At 56.1% G+C, this 19,846-nt stretch carries 19 protein-coding genes and 3 tRNA genes; 9 read left to right on the plus strand and 13 right to left on the minus strand.

The window, feature by feature from the left end:
- Window positions 1-8: 8 nt before the first annotated feature.
- The 8 genes from E3U32_RS00005 to E3U32_RS00040 all read left to right on the plus strand — a co-directional run bounded on the left by E3U32_RS00005 (window position 9) and on the right by E3U32_RS00040 (window position 4,531).
- Window positions 9-85, plus strand: a tRNA-Arg gene (locus E3U32_RS00005).
- Between the two features lie 29 nt (window positions 86-114).
- A tRNA-Arg gene (locus E3U32_RS00010) sits at window positions 115-191 on the plus strand.
- Between the two features lie 28 nt (window positions 192-219).
- Window positions 220-296 (plus strand) — tRNA-Arg (locus E3U32_RS00015).
- 117 nt (window positions 297-413) lie between these two features.
- The gene (gene yqaB / locus E3U32_RS00020) at window positions 414-980 is read left to right on the plus strand and encodes a fructose-1-phosphate/6-phosphogluconate phosphatase (protein WP_134347201.1); all 567 of its coding nucleotides are present in this window, start codon (window positions 414-416) and stop codon (window positions 978-980) included.
- Window positions 977-1,405 carry a YqaA family protein gene (locus E3U32_RS00025; RefSeq protein WP_134347202.1) on the plus strand — a complete coding sequence of 143 codons (429 nt, stop codon included), beginning with the start codon at window positions 977-979 and terminating at the stop codon, window positions 1,403-1,405. The genes yqaB and E3U32_RS00025 overlap by 4 nt, the downstream gene beginning before the upstream one ends.
- An 83-nt stretch (window positions 1,406-1,488) precedes the next feature.
- Window positions 1,489-3,033 carry a glutamate--cysteine ligase gene (gene gshA, locus E3U32_RS00030; protein WP_134347203.1) on the plus strand — a complete coding sequence of 515 codons (1,545 nt, stop codon included), beginning with the start codon at window positions 1,489-1,491 and terminating at the stop codon, window positions 3,031-3,033.
- A gap of 153 nt (window positions 3,034-3,186) precedes the next feature.
- Window positions 3,187-3,702 carry an S-ribosylhomocysteine lyase gene (luxS, locus tag E3U32_RS00035; protein WP_047646219.1) on the plus strand — a complete coding sequence of 172 codons (516 nt, stop codon included), beginning with the start codon at window positions 3,187-3,189 and terminating at the stop codon, window positions 3,700-3,702.
- 64 nt (window positions 3,703-3,766) lie between these two features.
- Window positions 3,767-4,531, plus strand: coding sequence for an AraC family transcriptional regulator (locus tag E3U32_RS00040; protein WP_134347204.1), 765 nt, complete (start codon window positions 3,767-3,769; stop codon window positions 4,529-4,531).
- Here E3U32_RS00040 and leuA read toward each other — a convergent pair.
- The 13 genes from leuA to E3U32_RS00105 form a co-directional block, all read right to left on the minus strand.
- Window positions 4,518-6,173: a 2-isopropylmalate synthase gene (gene leuA / locus E3U32_RS00045; protein ID WP_134347205.1), complete on the minus strand. Its 1,656-nt coding sequence runs from the start codon at window positions 6,171-6,173 to the stop codon at window positions 4,518-4,520. The two genes, E3U32_RS00040 and leuA, sit on opposite strands and share 14 nt — an antisense overlap.
- Before the next feature lie 179 nt (window positions 6,174-6,352).
- Window positions 6,353-7,900, minus strand: a complete 1,548-nt coding sequence (gene emrB / locus E3U32_RS00050; protein WP_134347206.1) for a multidrug efflux MFS transporter permease subunit EmrB — start codon at window positions 7,898-7,900, stop codon at window positions 6,353-6,355.
- Between the two features lie 16 nt (window positions 7,901-7,916).
- Window positions 7,917-9,089 (minus strand): multidrug efflux MFS transporter periplasmic adaptor subunit EmrA, encoded by a 1,173-nt coding sequence (gene emrA / locus E3U32_RS00055; RefSeq protein WP_045909303.1) that lies wholly within the window; start codon window positions 9,087-9,089, stop codon window positions 7,917-7,919.
- A 126-nt stretch (window positions 9,090-9,215) separates the two neighbouring features.
- Complete coding sequence (gene mprA, locus E3U32_RS00060; RefSeq protein WP_134347207.1) at window positions 9,216-9,746, minus strand: transcriptional repressor MprA; 531 nt, start codon at window positions 9,744-9,746, stop codon at window positions 9,216-9,218.
- 314 nt (window positions 9,747-10,060) lie between these two features.
- The gene (locus E3U32_RS00065) at window positions 10,061-11,245 is read right to left on the minus strand and encodes an MFS transporter (protein ID WP_134347208.1); all 1,185 of its coding nucleotides are present in this window, start codon (window positions 11,243-11,245) and stop codon (window positions 10,061-10,063) included.
- A gap of 188 nt (window positions 11,246-11,433) precedes the next feature.
- Window positions 11,434-12,429 (minus strand): glycine betaine/L-proline ABC transporter substrate-binding protein ProX, encoded by a 996-nt coding sequence (gene proX / locus E3U32_RS00070; protein ID WP_134347209.1) that lies wholly within the window; start codon window positions 12,427-12,429, stop codon window positions 11,434-11,436.
- Window positions 12,430-12,438: 9 nt separating this feature from the next.
- Window positions 12,439-13,503 carry a glycine betaine/L-proline ABC transporter permease ProW gene (proW, locus tag E3U32_RS00075; RefSeq protein WP_134347210.1) on the minus strand — a complete coding sequence of 355 codons (1,065 nt, stop codon included), beginning with the start codon at window positions 13,501-13,503 and terminating at the stop codon, window positions 12,439-12,441.
- Window positions 13,487-14,698 carry a glycine betaine/L-proline ABC transporter ATP-binding protein ProV gene (proV, locus tag E3U32_RS00080; RefSeq protein ID WP_134347211.1) on the minus strand — a complete coding sequence of 404 codons (1,212 nt, stop codon included), beginning with the start codon at window positions 14,696-14,698 and terminating at the stop codon, window positions 13,487-13,489. Before proV ends, proW begins: the two co-directional genes overlap by 17 nt.
- 330 nt (window positions 14,699-15,028) lie before the next feature.
- The gene (gene nrdF, locus E3U32_RS00085; RefSeq protein ID WP_134347212.1) at window positions 15,029-15,988 is read right to left on the minus strand and encodes a class 1b ribonucleoside-diphosphate reductase subunit beta; all 960 of its coding nucleotides are present in this window, start codon (window positions 15,986-15,988) and stop codon (window positions 15,029-15,031) included.
- Window positions 15,989-15,997: 9 nt separating this feature from the next.
- A complete protein-coding gene (gene nrdE, locus E3U32_RS00090; protein WP_134347213.1) occupies window positions 15,998-18,142 on the minus strand; it encodes a class 1b ribonucleoside-diphosphate reductase subunit alpha in 2,145 nt (714 codons plus the stop codon).
- Entirely contained in the window at window positions 18,115-18,525 is a 411-nt protein-coding gene (gene nrdI, locus E3U32_RS00095; RefSeq protein ID WP_021241965.1) for a class Ib ribonucleoside-diphosphate reductase assembly flavoprotein NrdI, read from the minus strand. The genes nrdE and nrdI overlap by 28 nt, the downstream gene beginning before the upstream one ends.
- Window positions 18,522-18,761 carry a glutaredoxin-like protein NrdH gene (nrdH, locus tag E3U32_RS00100; protein ID WP_025759730.1) on the minus strand — a complete coding sequence of 80 codons (240 nt, stop codon included), beginning with the start codon at window positions 18,759-18,761 and terminating at the stop codon, window positions 18,522-18,524. Before nrdH ends, nrdI begins: the two co-directional genes overlap by 4 nt.
- A 253-nt stretch (window positions 18,762-19,014) precedes the next feature.
- Window positions 19,015-19,341, minus strand: a complete 327-nt coding sequence (locus E3U32_RS00105) for a DUF883 domain-containing protein (protein WP_023333166.1) — start codon at window positions 19,339-19,341, stop codon at window positions 19,015-19,017.
- A gap of 160 nt (window positions 19,342-19,501) precedes the next feature.
- Here E3U32_RS00105 and E3U32_RS00110 point away from each other — a divergent pair, with 160 nt between their 5' ends.
- On the plus strand, window positions 19,502-19,846 hold the full coding sequence (locus tag E3U32_RS00110; RefSeq protein ID WP_006811693.1) for a DUF2002 family protein: 345 nt from the start codon (window positions 19,502-19,504) through the stop codon (window positions 19,844-19,846).

Below are 19,846 nucleotides of genomic sequence, written 5' to 3' on the forward strand. Positions count from 1 at the left end.
TCCCTGATGCATCCGTAGCTCAGCTGGATAGAGTACTCGGCTACGAACCGAGCGGTCGGAGGTTCGAATCCTCCCGGATGCACCATTTACTATTTCTGAAAGCAGTTCCCTGATGCATCCGTAGCTCAGCTGGATAGAGTACTCGGCTACGAACCGAGCGGTCGGAGGTTCGAATCCTCCCGGATGCACCATTTACTGTTTCTAAAAGCATTTCCCGATGCATCCGTAGCTCAGCTGGATAGAGTACTCGGCTACGAACCGAGCGGTCGGAGGTTCGAATCCTCCCGGATGCACCATCTTCCCTTTCTTTGTTTATTCCTTCGACGTTCCGTCAGCAATCACACTCTCAATCAGCGACAAAAAAAACCTTTTGCGATAAAGTAATGCTTTGTTAATCGTTTAGCGAGAGCACGATGTACGCACAGTATGACGGTTTGATCTTCGATATGGATGGCACCATCCTGGATACCGAACCCACGCATCGTCAAGCCTGGACTGACGTCCTGGGCCGCTACGGTATGCGTTTCGACCTTCAGGCGATGATTGCCCTTAACGGATCCCCAACCTGGCGTATTGCGCAGGCCGTGATTGAAATGAATCAGGCCGATCTCGACCCGCACCTGCTCGCGCGTGAAAAAACCGATGCGGTAAAAGCCATGCTTTTAGATACCGTACGCCCGCTTCCGCTGATTGATGTCGTGAAAGAGTGGCACGGACGTCGCCCGATGTCAGTGGGGACGGGCAGCGAAAGCGCGATTGCAGAGGCTTTGCTCAACCATCTTGGCCTGCGCCACTATTTTTCTGCCGTGGTTGCCGCCGATCATGTTAAAAATCACAAGCCCGCACCAGACACCTTCCTGCTCTGTGCAGAATTAATGGGTGTCCCGGCGGAAAAATGCGTCGTGTTTGAAGATGCCGATTTCGGTATTCAGGCCGCGCGTGATGCCGGCATGGCCGCGGTGGATGTGCGCTTACTGTGAGTGACGCGCTGTCACTTGCCTCATTATTCGCCAGCAGTTTCTTAAGCGCCACGCTGTTACCGGGAAATTCGGAAGTGGTGCTGGTGGCGATGCTGTTGTCCGGCGTAAGTCAGCCCTGGTTGCTGGTATTAATAGCAACAATGGGTAATAGCCTTGGAGGGCTGACTAACGTTATTCTTGGACGTTTCTTTCCGCTACGCGAAAAATCGCGCTGGCAGGAAAAGGCAGTCGGCTGGCTAAAACGCTATGGCGCTGCCACGCTGTTATTAAGCTGGATGCCTGTAATAGGCGATTTGCTGTGTCTGCTGGCGGGATGGATGCGCATCTCCTGGGGACCGGTGCTCTTTTTTTTGTGCCTTGGCAAGGCGGTGCGTTATGTCCTCGTGGCATGGGCAACGCTGCAGGGTATGACGTGGTGGCACTAATTGGTGGAATGAATAAGCGACCTTCAATCGTCAACCATTACAATTATGCTGAGTAACATTACTTTGACAGGCGGGAGGTCAATTTGATCCCGGACGTATCTCAGGCGCTGGCCTGGCTGGAAAACCACCCTCAGGCATTGAAGGGTATTCAGCGTGGTCTTGAGCGTGAAACGCTGCGCGTTAACGCGGACGGTAGCTTAGCGACGACGGGTCACCCGAAGGCGTTAGGCTCGGCGCTGACACATAAATGGATCACAACCGATTTCGCTGAAGCGCTGCTGGAGTTCATCACCCCAGTAGAGGGTGATATTGATCATATGCTAACGATCATGCGCGATATCCATCGCTACACCGCGCGTAACATGGGCGACGAGCGTATGTGGCCCCTCAGCATGCCGTGTTATATCGAGCAGGGCCAGGAGATTGAGCTGGCGCAGTACGGCACGTCAAATATCGGCCGGCTGAAAACGCTCTATCGCGAAGGACTGAAAAACCGCTACGGCGCGTTGATGCAGACCATCTCTGGCGTGCATTACAACTTCTCGTTGCCGATGGCATTCTGGCAGGCGAAAGGGGGGGAAACCGATAAAGACGCGATCTCGGAAGGCTACTTCCGCCTGATCCGCAACTATTACCGTTTCGGTTGGGTGATCCCGTATCTGTTCGGCGCATCGCCTGCTATTTGCTCATCGTTCCTGCAGGGGAAACCGACCACGCTACCGTTCGAGAAGACAGAATGCGGGATGTACTACCTGCCGTATGCGACCTCTCTGCGCCTGAGCGATCTCGGTTATACCAATAAATCGCAAAGCAATCTCGGTATTACGTTTAACGAATTGCACGAATATGTGGCAGGATTGAAGCGGGCGATCAAAACCCCGTCGGAAGAGTACGAGAAAATCGGCCTCGAAAAAGACGGTAAACGTCTGCAGATCAACAGCAATGTCCTGCAGATTGAAAACGAGCTGTATGCGCCTATTCGTCCTAAGCGCGTGACGCGCAGCGGTGAAACGCCGTCGGATGCGCTGCAGCGCGGCGGGATTGAATACATTGAAGTGCGCTCGCTGGATATCAACCCGTTCTCACCGGTTGGCGTTGATGAACAGCAGATTCGCTTCCTGGATCTGTTTATGGTCTGGTGCGTGCTGGCGGATGCGCCGGAAATGAGTGCAGACGAACTGCTTTGTACCCGTACAAACTGGAACCGCGTGATTCTGGAAGGGCGTAAACCGGGTCTGACGCTGGGTATCGGCTGTGAAACGGCACAGTTCCCACTGACCAAAGTCGGTAAAGATCTGTTCCGTGACCTGAAGCGTGTTGCCAGGACGATGGACAGCATCGACGGTGGCGACGCGTATCAACAGATTTGCGACCAGCTGGTGGAATGCTTTGATAACCCGGAACTGACGTTCTCAGCACGCATTCTGCGTTCTATGATTGATCAGGGCATTGGCGGTACCGGACGATCGCTTGCGGCGGAATACCGTGAGATGCTGATGCAGGAGCCATTAGAAATCCTGAGCGAAGCGGATTTTGTAGCGGAACGCGATGCGTCCGTTGCGCGCCAGAAAGAGGTTGAAGCGGCGGATACGGAGTCGTTTGAGGCGTTTCTGGCGAGGCAGGCTTAAGCAGAAAAGAAAAAGGCCACATCGCTGTGGCCAAAATATACATCTCTGAATTCAGGGATGATGATAACAAATGCGCGTCTTTCATATACTCAGACGTGCATTCTGTAGAAGAGTTCAGTTTATTTTAAAAAAAATCACTATCGGAGGTGACGTATGCCGTTATTAGATAGCTTTACTGTCGACCATACCCGTATGGAAGCACCTGCAGTCCGCGTGGCGAAGACCATGCACACTCCGCACGGCGACACGATCACCGTATTCGATCTGCGTTTCTGCGTACCAAACAAAGAAGTGATGCCAGAGAAAGGCATTCATACGCTGGAGCACCTGTTCGCCGGTTTCATGCGTGACCACCTGAACGGCAACGGCGTTGAGATCATCGATATCTCTCCGATGGGCTGCCGTACCGGTTTCTACATGAGCCTGATTGGTGTGCCTGATGAGAAGCGCGTCGCGGATGCCTGGAAAGCGGCTATGGAAGACGTGCTGAAGGTGAAAGAGCAGAACCAGATCCCTGAGCTGAACGTTTACCAGTGCGGCACTTACCAGATGCACTCTCTGGAAGAAGCGCAGGAAATCGCGCGTCACATCATCGAGCGTGATGTTCGCGTGAACAGCAACGAAGAGCTGGCCCTGCCAAAAGAAAAACTGCAGGAACTGCACATCTAGTATTGTGCCTGTGGATGCCCGGTGGCGCTTCGCTTACCGGGCCTACATTGTGTTGGTGCCTCCTTTGACCACAACCGCAACCTTCTCCTTTACCCATCGCCCACTCGTTCCGTTTGCGCATGACTACCGTCATGGTGAAGGCGAGCCGTGGCACCAGCACGACTGCGCGCAGCTGTTGCATAGCCTGAGTGGGGTGGTGAGGGTGGATACCGCGTCTGGCTGTTGGGTGGTTCCGCCCGGGCGGGGCGTTTGGCTGCCTGCGGGCACCCGGCACTCCCTGCGTATTACCGGCAACGTGGCGGCGCGAACGCTGTTTATAGATCCGCTGGCCCGCGCCGATCTGCCCGCAACGTGTCAGATCGTGCAGATCTCACCGCTGTTACGCGAGCTGATCCTCGCGTCGCTTTCGCTTCCCGAATCGTATTCGCCAGGGAGCCGCGACGAACGGGTGTATGAGCTGATTCTTGATGAACTCCGCCTGATGCCGGTGCTGCCGTTTAATCTGCCAGAGCCGCAAAGCGAACCGTTACGCAGGCTTTGCCAGCAAATTCAGCAGGCCCCAGGGGAAAGCTGGAGCTGCTCCCTGTCAGCGAACCTTATCGGCATGAGTGAGCGTACCCTGAACCGTCACTTTCAGCAGCAGACAGGTTTGCATTATAGCGAGTGGGTGAGAAGGGCACGTTTACTGGAAGCGCTCCAGCGGCTGGCGCAGGGCCAGCCTGTGTTACGCGTGGCGCTGGAACTGGGCTACGGCAGCCACAGCGCCTTTACGGCAATGTTTCGTCGGGTGATGGGGACTTCCCCGAGCGATTATTTCAGGAACGACTGACCGCGTTGAACAGTGCCTGAATGGACGCGCGCGCCACATCGCTGTCAATCCCCACGCCCCAGCGGCTGCTGCCGTCCTGGAACAGACAGCGAATGTACGCCACAGAGCGGCTGTCGCTGCGTTCACCCAGCGTATGTTCGTGATAATCCTTAATCACGAACGGCATGTTAACCCAGCGGCTTACGCCACTCGCGGCGGCGGACAGCAGCCCGTTCCCCTGGCCATCAAGCTGACGCGTTCCGCCTTGCGTGGCTACGCTTGCCGTCAGGCGCAACTGACCGTCCTGCTGGCTATCGCTGCGGTACGACTGAAGGGCAAAATGGGGTGTTTCCACCAGTCCGTAGCGGCTGCGAAAAAGCTGCCACAGCGTATTCTGCGTCATCTCTTTACCGTGTTTGTCCGTTTCCTGCTGCACATGCTGGCTAAAATCTTGCTGCAGGGCGCGGGGTAATTTCAAACCGTGATTCTGCTCAATGAGCCAGGCGCTGCCGCTTTTTCCGGACTGACTGTTCACGCGGATGACCGCTTCGTAGGTACAGCCGATGTCCTGCGGATCGACGGGCAGATAGGGCATCTCCCAGCGTTCGCCGGGCTTGCGGGCATCAAATCCTTTTTTAATTGCATCCTGATGGGAACCGGAAAAAGCCGTGTAGGCCAGGCGTCCAGCCCACGGATGGCGCGGATGTACCGGCAGCTGATTACAGGCTTCCACCACGTCTACCACCCGATTCATATCGCTGAAGTCCAGTGCAGGGCTAATCCCCTGGCTGTAGAGATTCATCGCCAGCGTGACCAGACAAACGTTGCCCGTGCGCTCGCCGTTGCCAAACAGGCAGCCTTCCACGCGGTCGGCGCCAGCCATGATGGCTAACTCTGCGCTCGCCACGCCGGTGCCGCGATCGTTATGCGGATGCACGCTAATGCAAACATCCGCGCGGCGGCTAAAGCGGCGACAAAAATATTCAATCTGGTCGGCATACACGTTCGGTGTACTCACTTCGACGGTGGCCGGTAAGTTGATTACCATTGGGCGTTCGGCGCAGGGCTGCCAGATTTCCGCCACCGCTTCACAAATCTCCAGCGCGAATTCTGGCTCGGTAAAGCAGAAGGTTTCCGGCGAGTATTCGTATTGCCAGCGGGTTTCAGGATGCTCTTCACACAGCGTGCGGATAAAGCGCGTGGAGCGCGTTGCCAGCTCGATGATTTGCGCTTTCTCCATGCCAAATACCAGACGGCGGAACAGCGGGGCGGTCGCATTATAGAGGTGTACGGTGGCCTGTTTGGCACCGCGCAGGGACTCAAAGGTGCGGACGATCAGGTCTTCCCGTGCCTGGGTTAACACCTGAATGGTGACATCCTCCGGAATGCGGTTCTCTTCAATCAGTTGGCGAACAAAGTTGAAATCCGTCTGCGAGGCCGAAGGAAAGGCGACCTCGATCTCTTTAAACCCGCAGCTCAGCAGCAAGTCCCAGAACTGCAGCTTGCGCGCGCTGTCCATCGGCTCGGCAAGGGCCTGGTTGCCGTCGCGTAAGTCGGTGGAGAGCCAGCGCGGCGCGCGGGTGATGCGTTGCTCCGGCCAGCGACGGTCGGGCAGGGAAAGCGTGGGATAGGGCTGGTACTTGTCGGCGGGTGTGTTCAGCATGATGCGCTCCTGTTGTCTTTTCACTATCGTGAAGGGATTTCAGGAGCGCTGCTTTATCGGAACTGACAATCGCTGTCGCGTTCTGGACAACGGTCGCGATGGTTGCCGGGTGGCGGCTACGCCTTACCCGGCCTACAGGACTTGTAAGCGCAGCGCCACCCGGCAACCAGCGCAGAGGACTAGTGTGCGCCACCACCCCCGCCACCGGCACCGAACGGCGGTCTGGCAAACCACACCAGCCCCAGCAGGACGATAAAGATCCCTGCCGAAATCCAGAAAATCTCGTTGGCAGAGATAATCAGACCCTGGTTGGTGATCTGCTGGGCGATCCAGCCTGACGCCTGCTGCTCCGTCATCCCCATGCCCTCAAGCTGGCTATACATCTGTTGAGCATTGGGGTTGAACGGGTTCACCGCCTCGGTCAATTGCGCATGGTGCAATGATTCACGGTTGGTCCACAGCGTCGTAGTAATGGACGTCCCAATCGAGCCCGCCAGCGTTCGGGTAAAGTTCGACAGGCTTGATGCCGCCGCCATACGCTCAGGCGGTAAGCCGGAAAGCGTGATGGTGGTCAGTGGCATAAAGAAGCACGCCACGGCAAAGCCCTGAATAAACTGCGGCCACGCGGAGGCGCCAAAGTCCATTCCCGGTTCGAACGTGTACGCACGCCAGTAGAAGCAGACCGCGTACATGATGAAGCTGAACGTCACCAGCCTGCGCATGTCGAGCTTGTGGGCGAACCGGCCGATAATCGGCGACAGCAGGACGGGGATCACCCCGACAGGCGCGGAGGCAAGGCCTGCCCAGGTGGCGGTATAGCCATATACCTCCTGCAATAGCTGCGGCAGCAGAACGATCGCGCCGAAGTAGAGCATGTAGGCGAGGCTGATACACAGACAGCCAATGGTGAAGTTTCGCGACTTAAACAGCGACAGGTCGACTATCGGGTTGTCGTCCGTCAGCTCCCAGACAATCAGGAAACTAATGGCGACGACGGCGACCACCGTCAGGACGATGATTTCCGAAGAGGCAAACCAGTCGAGCTCTTTACCGCGGTCGAGCATGATCTGCAGGCTACCAATGCCGACAACCAGTAACGCCAGTCCCACACCGTCAATGCGCCGCTGTTCAGTACGCGTTTCGCGACCGCGCAGAGACTGCAGCGTCATCAGTACCACCAGCGCACCAATGGGAACGTTGATAAAGAAGATCCAGCCCCAGTGGTAGTTATCGCTGATATACCCGCCCAGAATTGGCCCGCAAATCGGCGCAACAATCACGGTCATCGACCACAACGCCAGCGCAATAGAGCGTTTTGCCGGTGGGTAGTTGTTCAGCAGTAAGCTCTGCGACAGCGGAATCAACGGCCCGGCAACAATCCCCTGGATGACGCGGAAGAAAATCAGCATCGTCAGGCTGCTGGACATGCCGCACGCCCAGGAGGCGAGAACGAACAGTACCGTTGACCAGAGGAACAGCTTCACTTCACCGACGCGCTTCGCCAGCCAGCCGGTGATCGGAATGGAGATGGCGTTTGCCACCCCAAACGAGGTAATAACCCAGGTCCCCTGGCTCAGCGACGAGCCAAGGTTCCCGGCGATCGTGGGGATCGCCACGTTTGCGATGGTGGAGTCCAGCACCTGCATGAATGTCGCCAGCGACAGCGCAATGGTCATAATGACCAGCTGTGCGCCTTCCAGCGGTTTTTGCGGCTTTTGCTGTTGCATAACGCTCACCTTCGGCTTAACCGGCGTTTGCCTTCACGATGTCATCGATCAGCTTGTTGACCGGATCGAGGCTAATTTCACGGGCGTTACTTTCATAAGCCGGGCTGCTACGCACCTGGCTTGCCAGGATCTGACCGTCGCGGTTGGCGGTGTCGACCGTCACAAGCGTTGAGAGGCCGATACGCAGCGGGTGATCCGCCAGCTGTTTGGCATCCAGTTCAATACGTACAGGCAGACGCTGAACCACTTTGATCCAGTTACCGGTGGCGTTCTGCGCCGGCAGCAGGGAGAAGGCGCTGCCGGTCCCCATATCCAGACCGACCACTTTCCCGGTGTACTTAACGTCATCGCCGTAGATGTCGCTGACGACCGTCGCGGTCTGGCCGATACGCATATGGGCAAGCTGCGTCTCTTTAAAGTTGGCATCTACCCACAGATTGTCCGCCGGCACGACTGCCATCAGCGGCGTGGTTGGGCTAATTTGTGCCCCTGGCTGGACGGAACGACGGGAGACATAGCCGGTCATCGGGCTGACGATTTTGGTACGCTGCAGGGCAAGCCATGCGTTGCGGACTTCGGTCGCCGCCTGCTGTACGGCTGGCTGGTTTTCCAGGCTGGTGCCCAGCACCATCGCCTGGTTAGCGTTGTACTGTTGAATAGCCACATCCAGCTGTGCCTGAGCGCTGGCAACGGCGTCGCGCGCGTGCTGCAGCTCTTCACGGCCAATCAGGTTGGCGGTGCCGAGCGGTACGCGACGGTTCAGGTCGCTCTGCGCCTGTGCGAGTGCGGTTTTCTGCACGTCGATGTTGGCCTGCAGCTGTTTACTGTTGATCATCAGCTGGCGGGTCTGACGGACGCTGGAGGCCAGCGCGGTCTGTGCTTTCTCAAACGCCTGCTGGGCGTCGGTTGGATCGAGGGTCACCAACACATCGCCTTTTTGCACAAAGTCGGTATTGTCAGCCCAGACTTTCGTCACGCTGCCCGACACCTGCGCCATAATTTGTACCTGGTTCCCTGCCACGTAGGCGTCGTCAGTCTCTTCAGCATGACGCAAGACTAAAAACCAATAGATCCCATATGCCACGGCAATAATGATAAAGAGCAAGGTCAACAGAAGAAGGGCGCTCTTACGTTTGCCTTTCTTGTTGGCCGGTTGCTGCGGGGTAGTGCTCTCCGCATTTGCGCTCATTGTAGTTCTCCACGATCTTCTTATTTTCACATCGGCTGAGCCGACCTGTTGTCAGAAAGGCCAGCAGTGTGACGTGCTGGCCTGTCGGTTTTCTTATAAATCTGGAATGTTGAGCGTGTCGTCGCGTTAGCGCAGCGCCTCAAGAACGGCGCCGTCTTCATCCATCTGATCCAGACGGGTGAGCAGCTTGCGAGTGATGTGCTCAAGCTGGTCGCGCTCGGCGGAGCTGAGGGCAGACCAGAGTTTGTGCAGGCAATTGTGCTGAGGTGGCAGCACCTCGCGCAGGAACTGGTGACCTTTATCGGTCAGTTGCAGATGCAGGCAGCGGCGATCGTTGTCGCTTTCACGGCGCTCGATCCAGCCACGCTTTTCAAGCTCATCGGCAATACGGGTCGCATTGGTACGGGAGGAGCCCAGCGCGCAGCTCAACTCGGAAGGCTGAATGCTGTGGTTTTCCTGAGACTCCAGCGTAATCAACGCCATAAACAACGTCTCGTTAATCCCTTGAGCTTTCAGCATTTTATTACGGTTTTCCAGTAGCTTACCCTGCATGTGCATGCACAGGCGAGTCAGCAGGATTTCCTGATACGGGAAGTCCTCATGGCGACTGGCGCGGAATTTAAGCATTTGTTCAATGGGCGTAAACGAACTATCCATTTGGGCATAACCTCATTAATTACAGCCGATATAGTAACGATGGTGACAAATAATGTAAATGAATTATTTGTGCGGTTATATCCGCCAAATTAATATCACCATCAGAAAGCGCCGGGTAAGTCCGTGACCCGGTGAGCACAGAAAGCGTAGGGTGTGAACCCGCTGGAGAGAGGATGTGAGGACGGGGGTCTGAACTATTCATGCCGATTGTAAATATGTCACCCACATTAAAATTTCTGGGATAAATGATTACGTTTACATTAACAGACTGAAGGGCCTCTTTACACCCTAAGAGGCCCAACGCAATGTAAAACTTAATGAATTGCATCCTGACGATGGTAGCCGCGCCACCATACAAGAAGGTTGAGCGCGGCGACGATGGCCCCTATTCCGCACACGCCGGACCAGCCGGCATGCTGCCACGCTGAGGCGGAAATGAGCGAACCCGCTGCGCCGCCAATAAAGTAGCTGGTCATGTATCCGGCCGTGAGGCGGTTACGCGCCTCAGGCTTCACGCGATAAATCACGGTCTGATTGGTGATGTGAACGCCCTGCACGGTGAGATCGAGCACCAGAATACCGACGATCAGCGCCAGCACCGAGACGTGTCCGTACCAGATCGCCGCCCAGGAGAGCAGGAGTAAAACCAGCCCTGCGGAGGTGGTCAGGTGGGATTTGCCCTTGTCGGCCAGCCCGCCTGCGGGACGTGCGCCCAGTGCACCTGCGGCACCGGCCAGACCGAACAGGCCAATCACCCCTTCGGAATAATTGAACGGCGGGGCGGCAAGCAAAAACGCCATCGACGTCCACAGAATGCTGAAGTTAGCGAAGGTGAAACAGCCCAACAAGGCGCGGGTGCGCAGGAGTTTATCCTGCGTGAACAGGCTGAACACGGAGGCCAGAAGCTGCGGATAGTTCAGGTGGTTTTCCTGCTTCACCTTCGGCAGGCCGCGCCACAGCGCCAGGGCCATAACCACCATCAATACACTTGCCACCCAGTAAACGGTGCGCCAGCCACCGAGGCTTGCCAGCAGCCCAGCAACGGTACGCGCCAGCAAAATCCCCAGCAGCAGGCCGCTCATAATGGTGCCCACTACCTTGCCGCGCTTTTCCGGAGAGGCGAGTGTCGCGGCGAGTGGTACCAGGATTTGCGCCACCACGGAGAACAGCCCCGTTAGCGCGGTACCGACGATCATCATCGTCAGCGACTGGCTGCTGGCGGTGATCAACATCCCGCCGGCGGCCAGCAAAGTCATGGAGACGATCAGCATTCGTCGTTCAAACATATCGCCAAGCGGCACCAGGAACAGCAGCCCTGCGGCATAGCCAAGCTGCGCGGCCGTAACGATAAAGCCTGCGGAGCTGGCAGAGAGGTTGAACGCGCGGGCGATGGTGTCGAGAAGAGGTTGCGCGTAATAGTTGCTGGCGACCGCCAGACCCGTTGCCACGGACATTAAAAGGATGAGTGAGGGGCTAAGCCCTTGAGTTGTTTTGGTCATGGGTTTCAGGAATCATTAGTTGAGTGATTATTTTTCCGGAAACCATAATAACCAATGATGGTGAATGTTGGGGGATTGTTATGTGTGTGTTTGTGCGGTTTAACCCCTCACCCTAACCCTCTCCCGAAGGGAGAGGGAACGCTAACACCCTCTCCCTTCGGGAGAGGGCTGGGGTGAGGGAAAATGTTTTACTTCTGCGCCTCAAGCGCCTCTTTCACCCAGCCATCAAACTGCTGCTGGTGGGCTTTTATCCAGCCGTCGACGTGACCTTTGACATCGGCCTCAGACGATTTGCCCGCATGCATCATCGCGTTCTGGGCGTTGATGTCCGCCAGCGGCAGCTTCATCACCGAGAACAGCTTCGCCGCCGCCGGGTTTTTCTCCGCCCAGGCTTTGTTCGCGACGATGTGCATCGTGTTCACCGGGAAGCCGTAGTTCATGCCGTTCGGCAGTTTGGTGTCGATATCTTTCTGCTCGCCCGGCAGGGAGGAGAACGGTACCTGTAGCCACACCACGTCTTTACCCGGCTTCAGCACGTCGCTGACCCAGTACGGCGTCCAGGTGTAGTAGATAACCGGTTTGCCCTCTTTGAAGCGGGCAATGGTGTCGGCCATCATCGCCGAATAGTTGCCGTGGCTCACGTCGACGGTCTTCGCCAGGTCGAAGGCTTTGTTCTGGTGGTTAATCACCGCTTCACAGCCCCAGCCCGGCGAGCAGCCCATCATGTCGGCTTTGCCGTCACCGTTGGTGTCGAACAGTTTGGCGATCTTCGGATCTTTCAGCTGTGCAATATTGGTGATGTGATACTGGTCGGCGGTTTTCTTGTCGATCAGATAACCCTGCGCCGCACCGGTCACGAAGGTGCCCTGACGGTAGAATTTCTTATCACCGCCCGCGGCGGCATACATATCGTCATGCAACGGCTGCCAGTTAACCGCGGTAAAGGTGGCATCACCGGAGGCAATCGAGGTGTAGCCCACGTTATAGTCCACTTCACTTGGCGTGTTGACCGTATAGCCCAGTTTTTCCAGCGCACGGCTGACGATCAGGGTCTGGAAGCTCTCTTCCGAAATGGTGCTCTGCACCGGCTGTACGGTAATGCCTTTGCCCGGCAGGTCCGCCGCAAACGCGCTGGTGGAGACAAGGGTCGCAAACGCTGTGGCAAAAAGTACGTTATGTCGCATCGTTGTTCCTTATTTTGTGAATGGACGGGTGAGTAACCCGATAGGGCCGGTGGTATACCAGCGACGATTGCCGCGACTGCGTGAATCACGACCGACAGCCTGGGTCAGGCGGTCAAGAATAATGGCGAGGATCACAATCCCGACGCCGCCGACGGTTGCCAGCCCCATGTCGAGACGGCCAATGCCGCGCAGCACCATCTGCCCCAGACCGCCTACGGCGATCATCGAGGCAATGACGACCATCGACAGCGCCAGCATCAGCGTCTGGTTAACCCCTGCCATGATGGTCGGCATCGCCAGCGGGAGCTGAACCTTAAACAGCAGCTGGCGCGGGCTGGCGCCGAACGAGCGTGACGCTTCGATCAGATCCGCAGGCACCTGGTTTATTCCCAGAATGGTCAGACGAATAATCGGCGGCAGGGCGAAGATAATGGTCACCACCACTCCCGGCACGTTACCGATGCCGAACAGCATCACGATCGGCACCAGATACACGAACGCCGGCGTGGTCTGCATCGCATCCAGCAGCGGACGAATAATCTTCGCCGCCCGCGGGCTGCGCGCCAGCCAGATCCCCATCGGCAGGCCGATCGCCACGCAGAAGAGCAGGGCGGTCAGCACCAGCGCCAGGGTGATCATCGCCTGCGACCAGGCGCCAATCGCGCCGATGGCAATCAGCGAGATCAGCGTGGCGATCCCCATCCCAGCGCTGCCAAACTGCCAGGCGATCAGGGAAAACAGCACGATGGCCACCGGGGCCGGCATGCCCAGCATCAGCTGCTGGAAACCGTTGAGGATGTAATCCACCGGGACGCGGATCCCCTGGAAGAGCGGACGAAAGTGCGTGACCACCCAGTCGATCCCCTCCGTGACCCAGCTGTCCAGCGGGATCAGCGTCTTGTGGAACGGATCCATAATATTGAAGTGTTCTGGCGCAGGCGCGGGTGCGCTGTTCAGCCAGTCTGCCGCACCGCCGCCGTCGGCAGGCGCTGGCGTGGAACCCCACGCGTCGGCAGATTGCGCAGCGCTGTCCGCTGCTTCAGGTGTACCCCACGGGTTAGATTGATCGGTCATTGTTTGCCCCCTCGCGATCTAAAGCCTGCAGCAGCATGCGTTTTGAGATGATGCCGACGTACTGTTGTTCCTCGCCCACGACCGGCACGGCGCACGGCGCCTGACCCACGTGAGAGAGCAACTCGCTGAGCGGCGTTTCGGCGTCCACGGCAAGCGGAGCGTCAATTAGGGCCGCATCGATTCCCTGGTTTTCGCTAAGGGCGGTTTTCAGAGAGTCGATGGAGACAATGCCAACAAATTTATTGCCGCGTTCAACCAGATAACCGTATTCACGGTCTTCGTCCTGCAGCAGCTTAAGGGCTGAGCGCGGGCCAAAACCTGGCGTTTTACGGATAATGCCGTTTGGCGTTCGACGGGCGATATCTTTGGCGCTAAAGACCTGGCTAATATCCACGCCGCGGAAGAAGGTGCGGACATAATCATTGGCCGGATTATTGAGAATTTCATCCGGTGTGCCGACCTGCACCACTTCACCATTTTGCATAATGGCAATACGGTCGCCAATACGCATGGCTTCATCCAGATCGTGGGAAATAAATACAATGGTTCGCTGATGTTTAGCCTGTAATTTTACCAGCTCATCCTGCATCTCGGTGCGAATTAATGGATCGAGAGCCGAGAAGGCTTCATCCATTAATAATATGTCCGGATTAATGGCTAATGCGCGGGCTAATCCTACGCGCTGGCGCATACCGCCGGAAAGTTCATCCGGGTACGCATGCGCATAATTCTCCAGCCCAACCTGACGCAGCGCATCAAGAGCTTTTTCCTGACGTTCCTGAGCGGGTGTGCCGGCTAATTCCATACCAAAGGCGGTATTATCCAGCACCGTCATGTGCGGCATTAGCGCAAATGACTGGAACACCATCGCAATCTTCTTTCTGCGCACCTCGCGAAGCTCTGCGTCTGAGATTCTGGCGATATCTACGCCGTCAATCAGCACCTGTCCGCGGGTGGGTTCAATCAGGCGATTGAGAAGGCGAACCATAGTGGATTTACCCGAACCGGATAATCCCATGATGACAAAAATCTCGCCTTCTTCAATGGCCAGACTGGCGTCTTTAACGCCAAGCGATAGCCCAGTTTTTTCCAGAATTTGCTCTTTCGAAAGGCCTTTCTCAATATATTTGAATGCGCGCTGCGGATGCTCGCCAAATACTTTATAAAGATTTTTCACTTCTAATTTAATTGCCATGCAATAGAGAGTGTCCTGTTATTTGTTTATGTCGATATGATTACCATGGTAAATTGTTAACGGGCATAACCCTAACATACTGAGAATCTGAGACAACCCTGGGTTTGCTTATGATGTGAATTTTCAGGGAAGCGAAACGGCTGAATTTCCCATGAGTAAAGGGCTGAGCGCGATTTGAATTTTTCTCAATTTTTTGCTGCAGCATCGGGAAATTTCGCCTGAATCGAACGGTTCAGGCGAATATGACGCGGAAATGACAGTGTAGTTGTTTTGTAAATATTAGAGAGAAAATTGTTGGGTTTATATTAAATTAACGAACGTTAGCGTTTATTAAAAATCCCAGTCTTCATCCTTCGTTTCCACCGCTTTGCCTATCACATACGATGAACCCGACCCGGAGAAGAAATCGTGGTTTTCGTCGGCGTTGGGCGACAGCGCGGCCAGAATTGCCGGGTTCACCTCCGCCATCTCAGGCGGGAATAGCGCGTCGTAACCGAGATTCATCAGCGCCTTGTTGGCGTTGTAGCAGAGGAAGGCTTTCACGTCTTCCTCCCAGCCGGTACCGGCGTACAGTTCCTCGGTATAGCTCAGCTCGTTGTCGTATAGATCCATCAGCAAATCGAGCGCAAACCCTTTGAGTTCCTCACGCTTTGCCTCGCTGACTTTCTCCAGTCCTTTCTGATACTTATAGCCGATGTAATACCCGTGTACCGCTTCATCGCGGATGATAAGCCGGATCAAATCGGCGGTGTTGGTGAGCTTACCCCGGCTCGACCAGTACATGGGAAGCCAGAAGCCGGAATAGAAGAGGAAGGATTCCAGAAACACGCTGGCGATCTTCTTCTTCAGCGGCTCGTCGGCCCGGTAATATTCCAGCACCAGATCCGCCTTTCGCTGCAATGACTCGCTCTCTTCACTCCAGGCGTAGGCGGCGTCCACGTCTTTGGTCTGACACAGCGTCGAAAAAATCGAGCTGTAGGAGCGGGCGTGCACCGCCTCCATAAAGCTGATGTTGGACATTACCGCCTCTTCGTGGGGTGTAAGCGCGTCACGCATTAGCGCGGGCGCCCCCACGGTATTCTGAACGGTGTCCAGCAGCGTCAGGCCGGTAAAGACGCGTATCGTCAGCTGCTGTTCGGCGTGGCTGAGCGTTTGCCAGGCCGGGATATCGTTAGAGAGCGGGACCTTTTCCGGCAGCCAGAAGTTGCTGGTCAGCCGGTTCCACACTTCCAGATCTTTGTCGTCCTGGATCTTGTTCCAGTTAACGGCGCTTACGCGTGACAGTTTCATCCTTTCTCCTTACAGCGCGCAGGACACGCAGCCTTCAATTTCGGTGCCTTCCAGCGCAAGCTGGCGCAGGCGAATGTAGTAGAGTGTTTTAATGCCTTTCTTCCAGGCGTAGATCTGCGCCCTGTTGATATCCCGTGTGGTGGCGGTATCCGGGAAAAACAGCGTCAGCGACAGCCCCTGATCCACATGTTTTGTCGCCTCGGCATAGGTATCGATAATTTTTTCCGGGCCGATCTCATACGCATCCTGATACAGCGCCAGATTTTCATTAGTCATAAACGGCGCTGGGTAGTAGACGCGCCCGGTTTTGCCTTCCTTACGAATTTCAATTTTTGACACTATCGGGTGAATGCTCGACGTGGCGTGATTGATGTAGGAAATCGAACCGGTCGGCGGTACGGCCTGCAGGTTCTGGTTGTAGATGCCGTAGTGCATCACGTCATCACGCAATTGCTGCCACATCTCGCGCGTGGGCAGAACGATCCCGACGCGGGTAAACAGCTCACGTACTCGCGCCGTTTTTGGCTGCCAGTCGCCTTCAAGGTATTGGCTGAAATACTCCCCGCTGGCGTAGCGGGACTGCTCAAAGCCCGCGAAGCGCTGGTTGCGCTCGCGCGCCAGCATCATCGAGGTGTGCAGCGCATGCCAGGTTATGGTGTAAAAATAGAGGTTGGTGAAATCCAGCCCTTCCGGGCTGCCGTAAGCAATACCTTCCCGCGCCAGATAGCCGTGCAGGTTCATCTGCCCGAGGCCGATGGCGTGCGACGCGGCATTACCCGCTTCAATAGACGGCACGCTGCGGATGTGGCTCATGTCCGACACCGCCGTCAGGCCGCGAATGGCCGTTTCCACCGTGCGGCCAAAGTCGGGGGAATCCATGGTATGGGCGATATTCAGCGACCCGAGGTTACAGGAGATATCTTTGCCGATATCCGCATAGTCCAGGTTCTCGTCATAGCTGGACGCGCTGTTGACCTGCAAAATCTCCGAACACAGGTTGCTCATGTTGATGCGCCCGGCAATCGGGTTCGCGCGGTTCACCGTGTCCTCGTACATGATATACGGATAGCCGGACTCAAACTGGATCTCCGCCAGCGTCTGGAAGAAATCGCGGGCGTTGATATATTTTTTGCGAATACGATCGTCGGCCACCAGTTCCTCGTAGAGTTCGCTGATGGCCACGTCGCCAAAGGCTTTGCCGTAAATCCGCTCAACGTCATACGGCGAGAAGAGCGCCATGTCGGCATTCTCTCTGGCGAGCTTAAAGGTGATATCCGGGATCACCACCCCCAGCGACAGAGTTTTGATGCGAATTTTTTCGTCGGCATTTTCGCGCCTGGTGTCCAGAAACCGCAGAATGTCCGGGTGGTGCGCATGCAGATAAACGGCGCCCGCGCCCTGGCGCGCGCCAAGCTGATTGGCATAGGAGAACGCATCTTCCAGCATCTTCATCACCGGGATCACGCCAGAGGACTGGTTTTCGATGCGCTTGATTGGCGCGCCCGCTTCACGCAGGTTGGAGAGCAAAAACGCCACGCCGCCGCCGCGTTTGGAAAGCTGCAGCGCAGAATTCACCGCACGGCCAATCGACTCCATATTGTCTTCGATGCGCAGCAGGAAGCAGGAGACCAGCTCGCCGCGCTGGGCTTTGCCGCAGTTGAGGAAGGTCGGCGTGGCGGGCTGGAAGCGCCCGGAGAGGATCTCATCGGTTAGCTGCTCCGCCAGCGCTTCATCACCCTGGGCCAGCGTCAGCGCCACCATCACCACGCGATCTTCAAAGCTTTCTAAGTAGCGTTTACCGTCGAAGGTCTTCAGGGTGTAGCTGGTATAGTACTTCCACGCGCCGAGGAAGGTCTGGAAACGAAAACCGCTGGCGTGGGCGCGTTCAAACAGTCTTACCACGAAGGAGCGATCGTAGCGGACCAGGACGCGCTCCTCGTAGTAGCCCTCTTTAACCAGATAGTCGAGACGCTCATTCTGGCTCGCGAAGGTCACGCTGTTGGGCCGCACATGGGCGGCGAAAAAGGCGTCCACCGCCTCTCTGTCTTTATCAAACTGAATGCGCCCCTGACGATCGTAGAGGTTAAGCATCGCGTTTAATGCGTGGTAATCCGGCGTCGCCTGAATTACCCGTTCTGCGGTTGTCGTTGCCAAAATTCGTTCACTCCTTTACGCACGTTTTCGACGTCCTGCTGTGTCCCCATCAGCTCAAAGCGATAGAGGTACGGCACGCCGCATTTTTGAGAGATGACGTCCCCGGCGCGGCCAAAGGCATCGCCGAAATTGCGATTGCCCGCCGCGATCACGCCGCGAATCAGCCCGCGGTTATGAGGATCGTTCAGAAAGCGGATCACCTGACGGGGGACGGCCCCCGCCGTACCGCCGCCGCCATAGCTGGGCACCACCAGAATGTAAGGTTCCTCTACCCGGATCCGCTCCCGCTCGTTCAGCGGAATGCGCACCGCAGGCAGCCCAACGCGCTCAATAAAACGGAGCGTGTTTTCCGAGCTGCTGGAGAAGAAAACCAGCCCACTCATGCCCGAGCGGCCTGAGCGCTCAGGCGGTTGATCATGTCCGGGCGGAAGCCAGACCAGCTGAGCTCCCCGGCGACAACAACCGGAAGCTGACGGAAACCCTGCGCACGTAGGGTATCGGCGGCCTCGGGCTGCTGGTCAATATTCACCATCTCAAAAGCCACTCCGCGGCTTTCCATCGCGCGTTTTGTGGCGTGGCACTGAACACAATCGTTACGAGTGTAAATAATAATGCTCATGATTCGTATTTCCATTTAAAATGAGAGAGCGGCGCGAATCATCGCGTCAGGTTGTGTGTATCTTGCTAAAAGGAATACTAGATGTAGTTGTCTTAAGTTTCAACCATACAAGATATGGGAAATTTAGATTGATGTCGCCTCTATGATGAGCTCAGCGGGGCAGGGCAGGCTGTACGGGTTTTTCAGGCCATCAGGCAAAGAAGAGCCCCGACAGCCACTGACCGCCGGGGCAGAAAAAACGTGTGAGGGGGCGTTATTTACGCAGGCTGAGCAGGGCACCTACGAAGATACCGACTGCCGCGACTGTGCCCAACGTACAGAGCGGTTTTTCACGCACGAACGTCGTTGCGCAGCTCACCGCATCGCAGGCCGCCTGAGTCGTCCGCGTGCGTCCGTTCAAACGCGCGCGGGTTTCACGGAGCAGAGACTGAGCCTTACGTTTTGCGGCATCCGCTTCGTCCTTTGCGTCGGTTCCCCAGGATTTCAGCACTTCTTCCAGCGTGTCCGCTAATTGGCTGACATCATTACGAATATCCTGAGCGTCGTCATTAATATCGTTTCGGTTCGGTCTGTTAAACATACGATCCTCCGTAATTTTGCGTTCCCGTTCAGTTTAGTTCAGAAATTTAATATCTGAAGCGCATCACGCGTTATCCGGCAGTTTATGGATTATTCTGAAAGCCCTGCTAATGCTGAATACTGTAAGGTTGCCGGGCAGGAAAAGATAACGAGGAAAAGATATGTATTTACGACCTGATGAGGTGGCGCGCGTTCTTGAAAAAGAGGGATTCACCATGGATGAGGTGACATCAAAAGCGTATGGATATCGCCGTGGCGAGAATTATGTTTACGTTAATCGTGAAGCAAGAATGGGACGTACCGCTCTCATTATTCACCCGACGCTGAAAGACAGAAGTCTGTCCTTTGCTGAGCCTGCCTCGGATATTAAAACCTGCGATCATTATCAGCAATTCCCGCTCTATTTAGGCGGAGAAACGCATGAGCATTATGGTATTCCGCATGGCTTCAGCTCGCGTATGGCGCTGGAGCGGTTTTTGAAGGGACTGTTTGGCGACGTACAGTAA

Origin of the sequence: Lelliottia nimipressuralis (assembly GCF_004402045.1) — a bacterium.
Lineage (GTDB): Bacteria > Pseudomonadota > Gammaproteobacteria > Enterobacterales > Enterobacteriaceae > Enterobacter > Enterobacter chinensis.

What these genes read in the sequence shown, in the direction of transcription:
- yqaB (WP_134347201.1), top strand. Translation starts at nt 414, where the DNA reads ATGTACGCACAGTATGACGGTTTGATCTTCGATATGGATGGCACCATC.
- luxS (WP_047646219.1), top strand. Translation starts at nt 3,187, where the DNA reads ATGCCGTTATTAGATAGCTTTACTGTCGACCATACCCGTATGGAAGCA.
- leuA (WP_134347205.1), bottom strand. Translation starts at nt 6,173, where the DNA reads ATGCTGAACACACCCGCCGACAAGTACCAGCCCTATCCCACGCTTTCC.
- emrB (WP_134347206.1), bottom strand. Translation starts at nt 7,900, where the DNA reads ATGCAACAGCAAAAGCCGCAAAAACCGCTGGAAGGCGCACAGCTGGTC.
- emrA (WP_045909303.1), bottom strand. Translation starts at nt 9,089, where the DNA reads ATGAGCGCAAATGCGGAGAGCACTACCCCGCAGCAACCGGCCAACAAG.
- mprA (WP_134347207.1), bottom strand. Translation starts at nt 9,746, where the DNA reads ATGGATAGTTCGTTTACGCCCATTGAACAAATGCTTAAATTCCGCGCC.
- E3U32_RS00065 (WP_134347208.1), bottom strand. Translation starts at nt 11,245, where the DNA reads ATGACCAAAACAACTCAAGGGCTTAGCCCCTCACTCATCCTTTTAATG.
- proX (WP_134347209.1), bottom strand. Translation starts at nt 12,429, where the DNA reads ATGCGACATAACGTACTTTTTGCCACAGCGTTTGCGACCCTTGTCTCC.
- proW (WP_134347210.1), bottom strand. Translation starts at nt 13,503, where the DNA reads ATGACCGATCAATCTAACCCGTGGGGTACACCTGAAGCAGCGGACAGC.
- proV (WP_134347211.1), bottom strand. Translation starts at nt 14,698, where the DNA reads ATGGCAATTAAATTAGAAGTGAAAAATCTTTATAAAGTATTTGGCGAG.
- nrdF (WP_134347212.1), bottom strand. Translation starts at nt 15,988, where the DNA reads ATGAAACTGTCACGCGTAAGCGCCGTTAACTGGAACAAGATCCAGGAC.
- nrdI (WP_021241965.1), bottom strand. Translation starts at nt 18,525, where the DNA reads ATGAGTGGGCTGGTTTTCTTCTCCAGCAGCTCGGAAAACACGCTCCGT.
- nrdH (WP_025759730.1), bottom strand. Translation starts at nt 18,761, where the DNA reads ATGAGCATTATTATTTACACTCGTAACGATTGTGTTCAGTGCCACGCC.
- E3U32_RS00105 (WP_023333166.1), bottom strand. Translation starts at nt 19,341, where the DNA reads ATGTTTAACAGACCGAACCGAAACGATATTAATGACGACGCTCAGGAT.
- E3U32_RS00110 (WP_006811693.1), top strand. Translation starts at nt 19,502, where the DNA reads ATGTATTTACGACCTGATGAGGTGGCGCGCGTTCTTGAAAAAGAGGGA.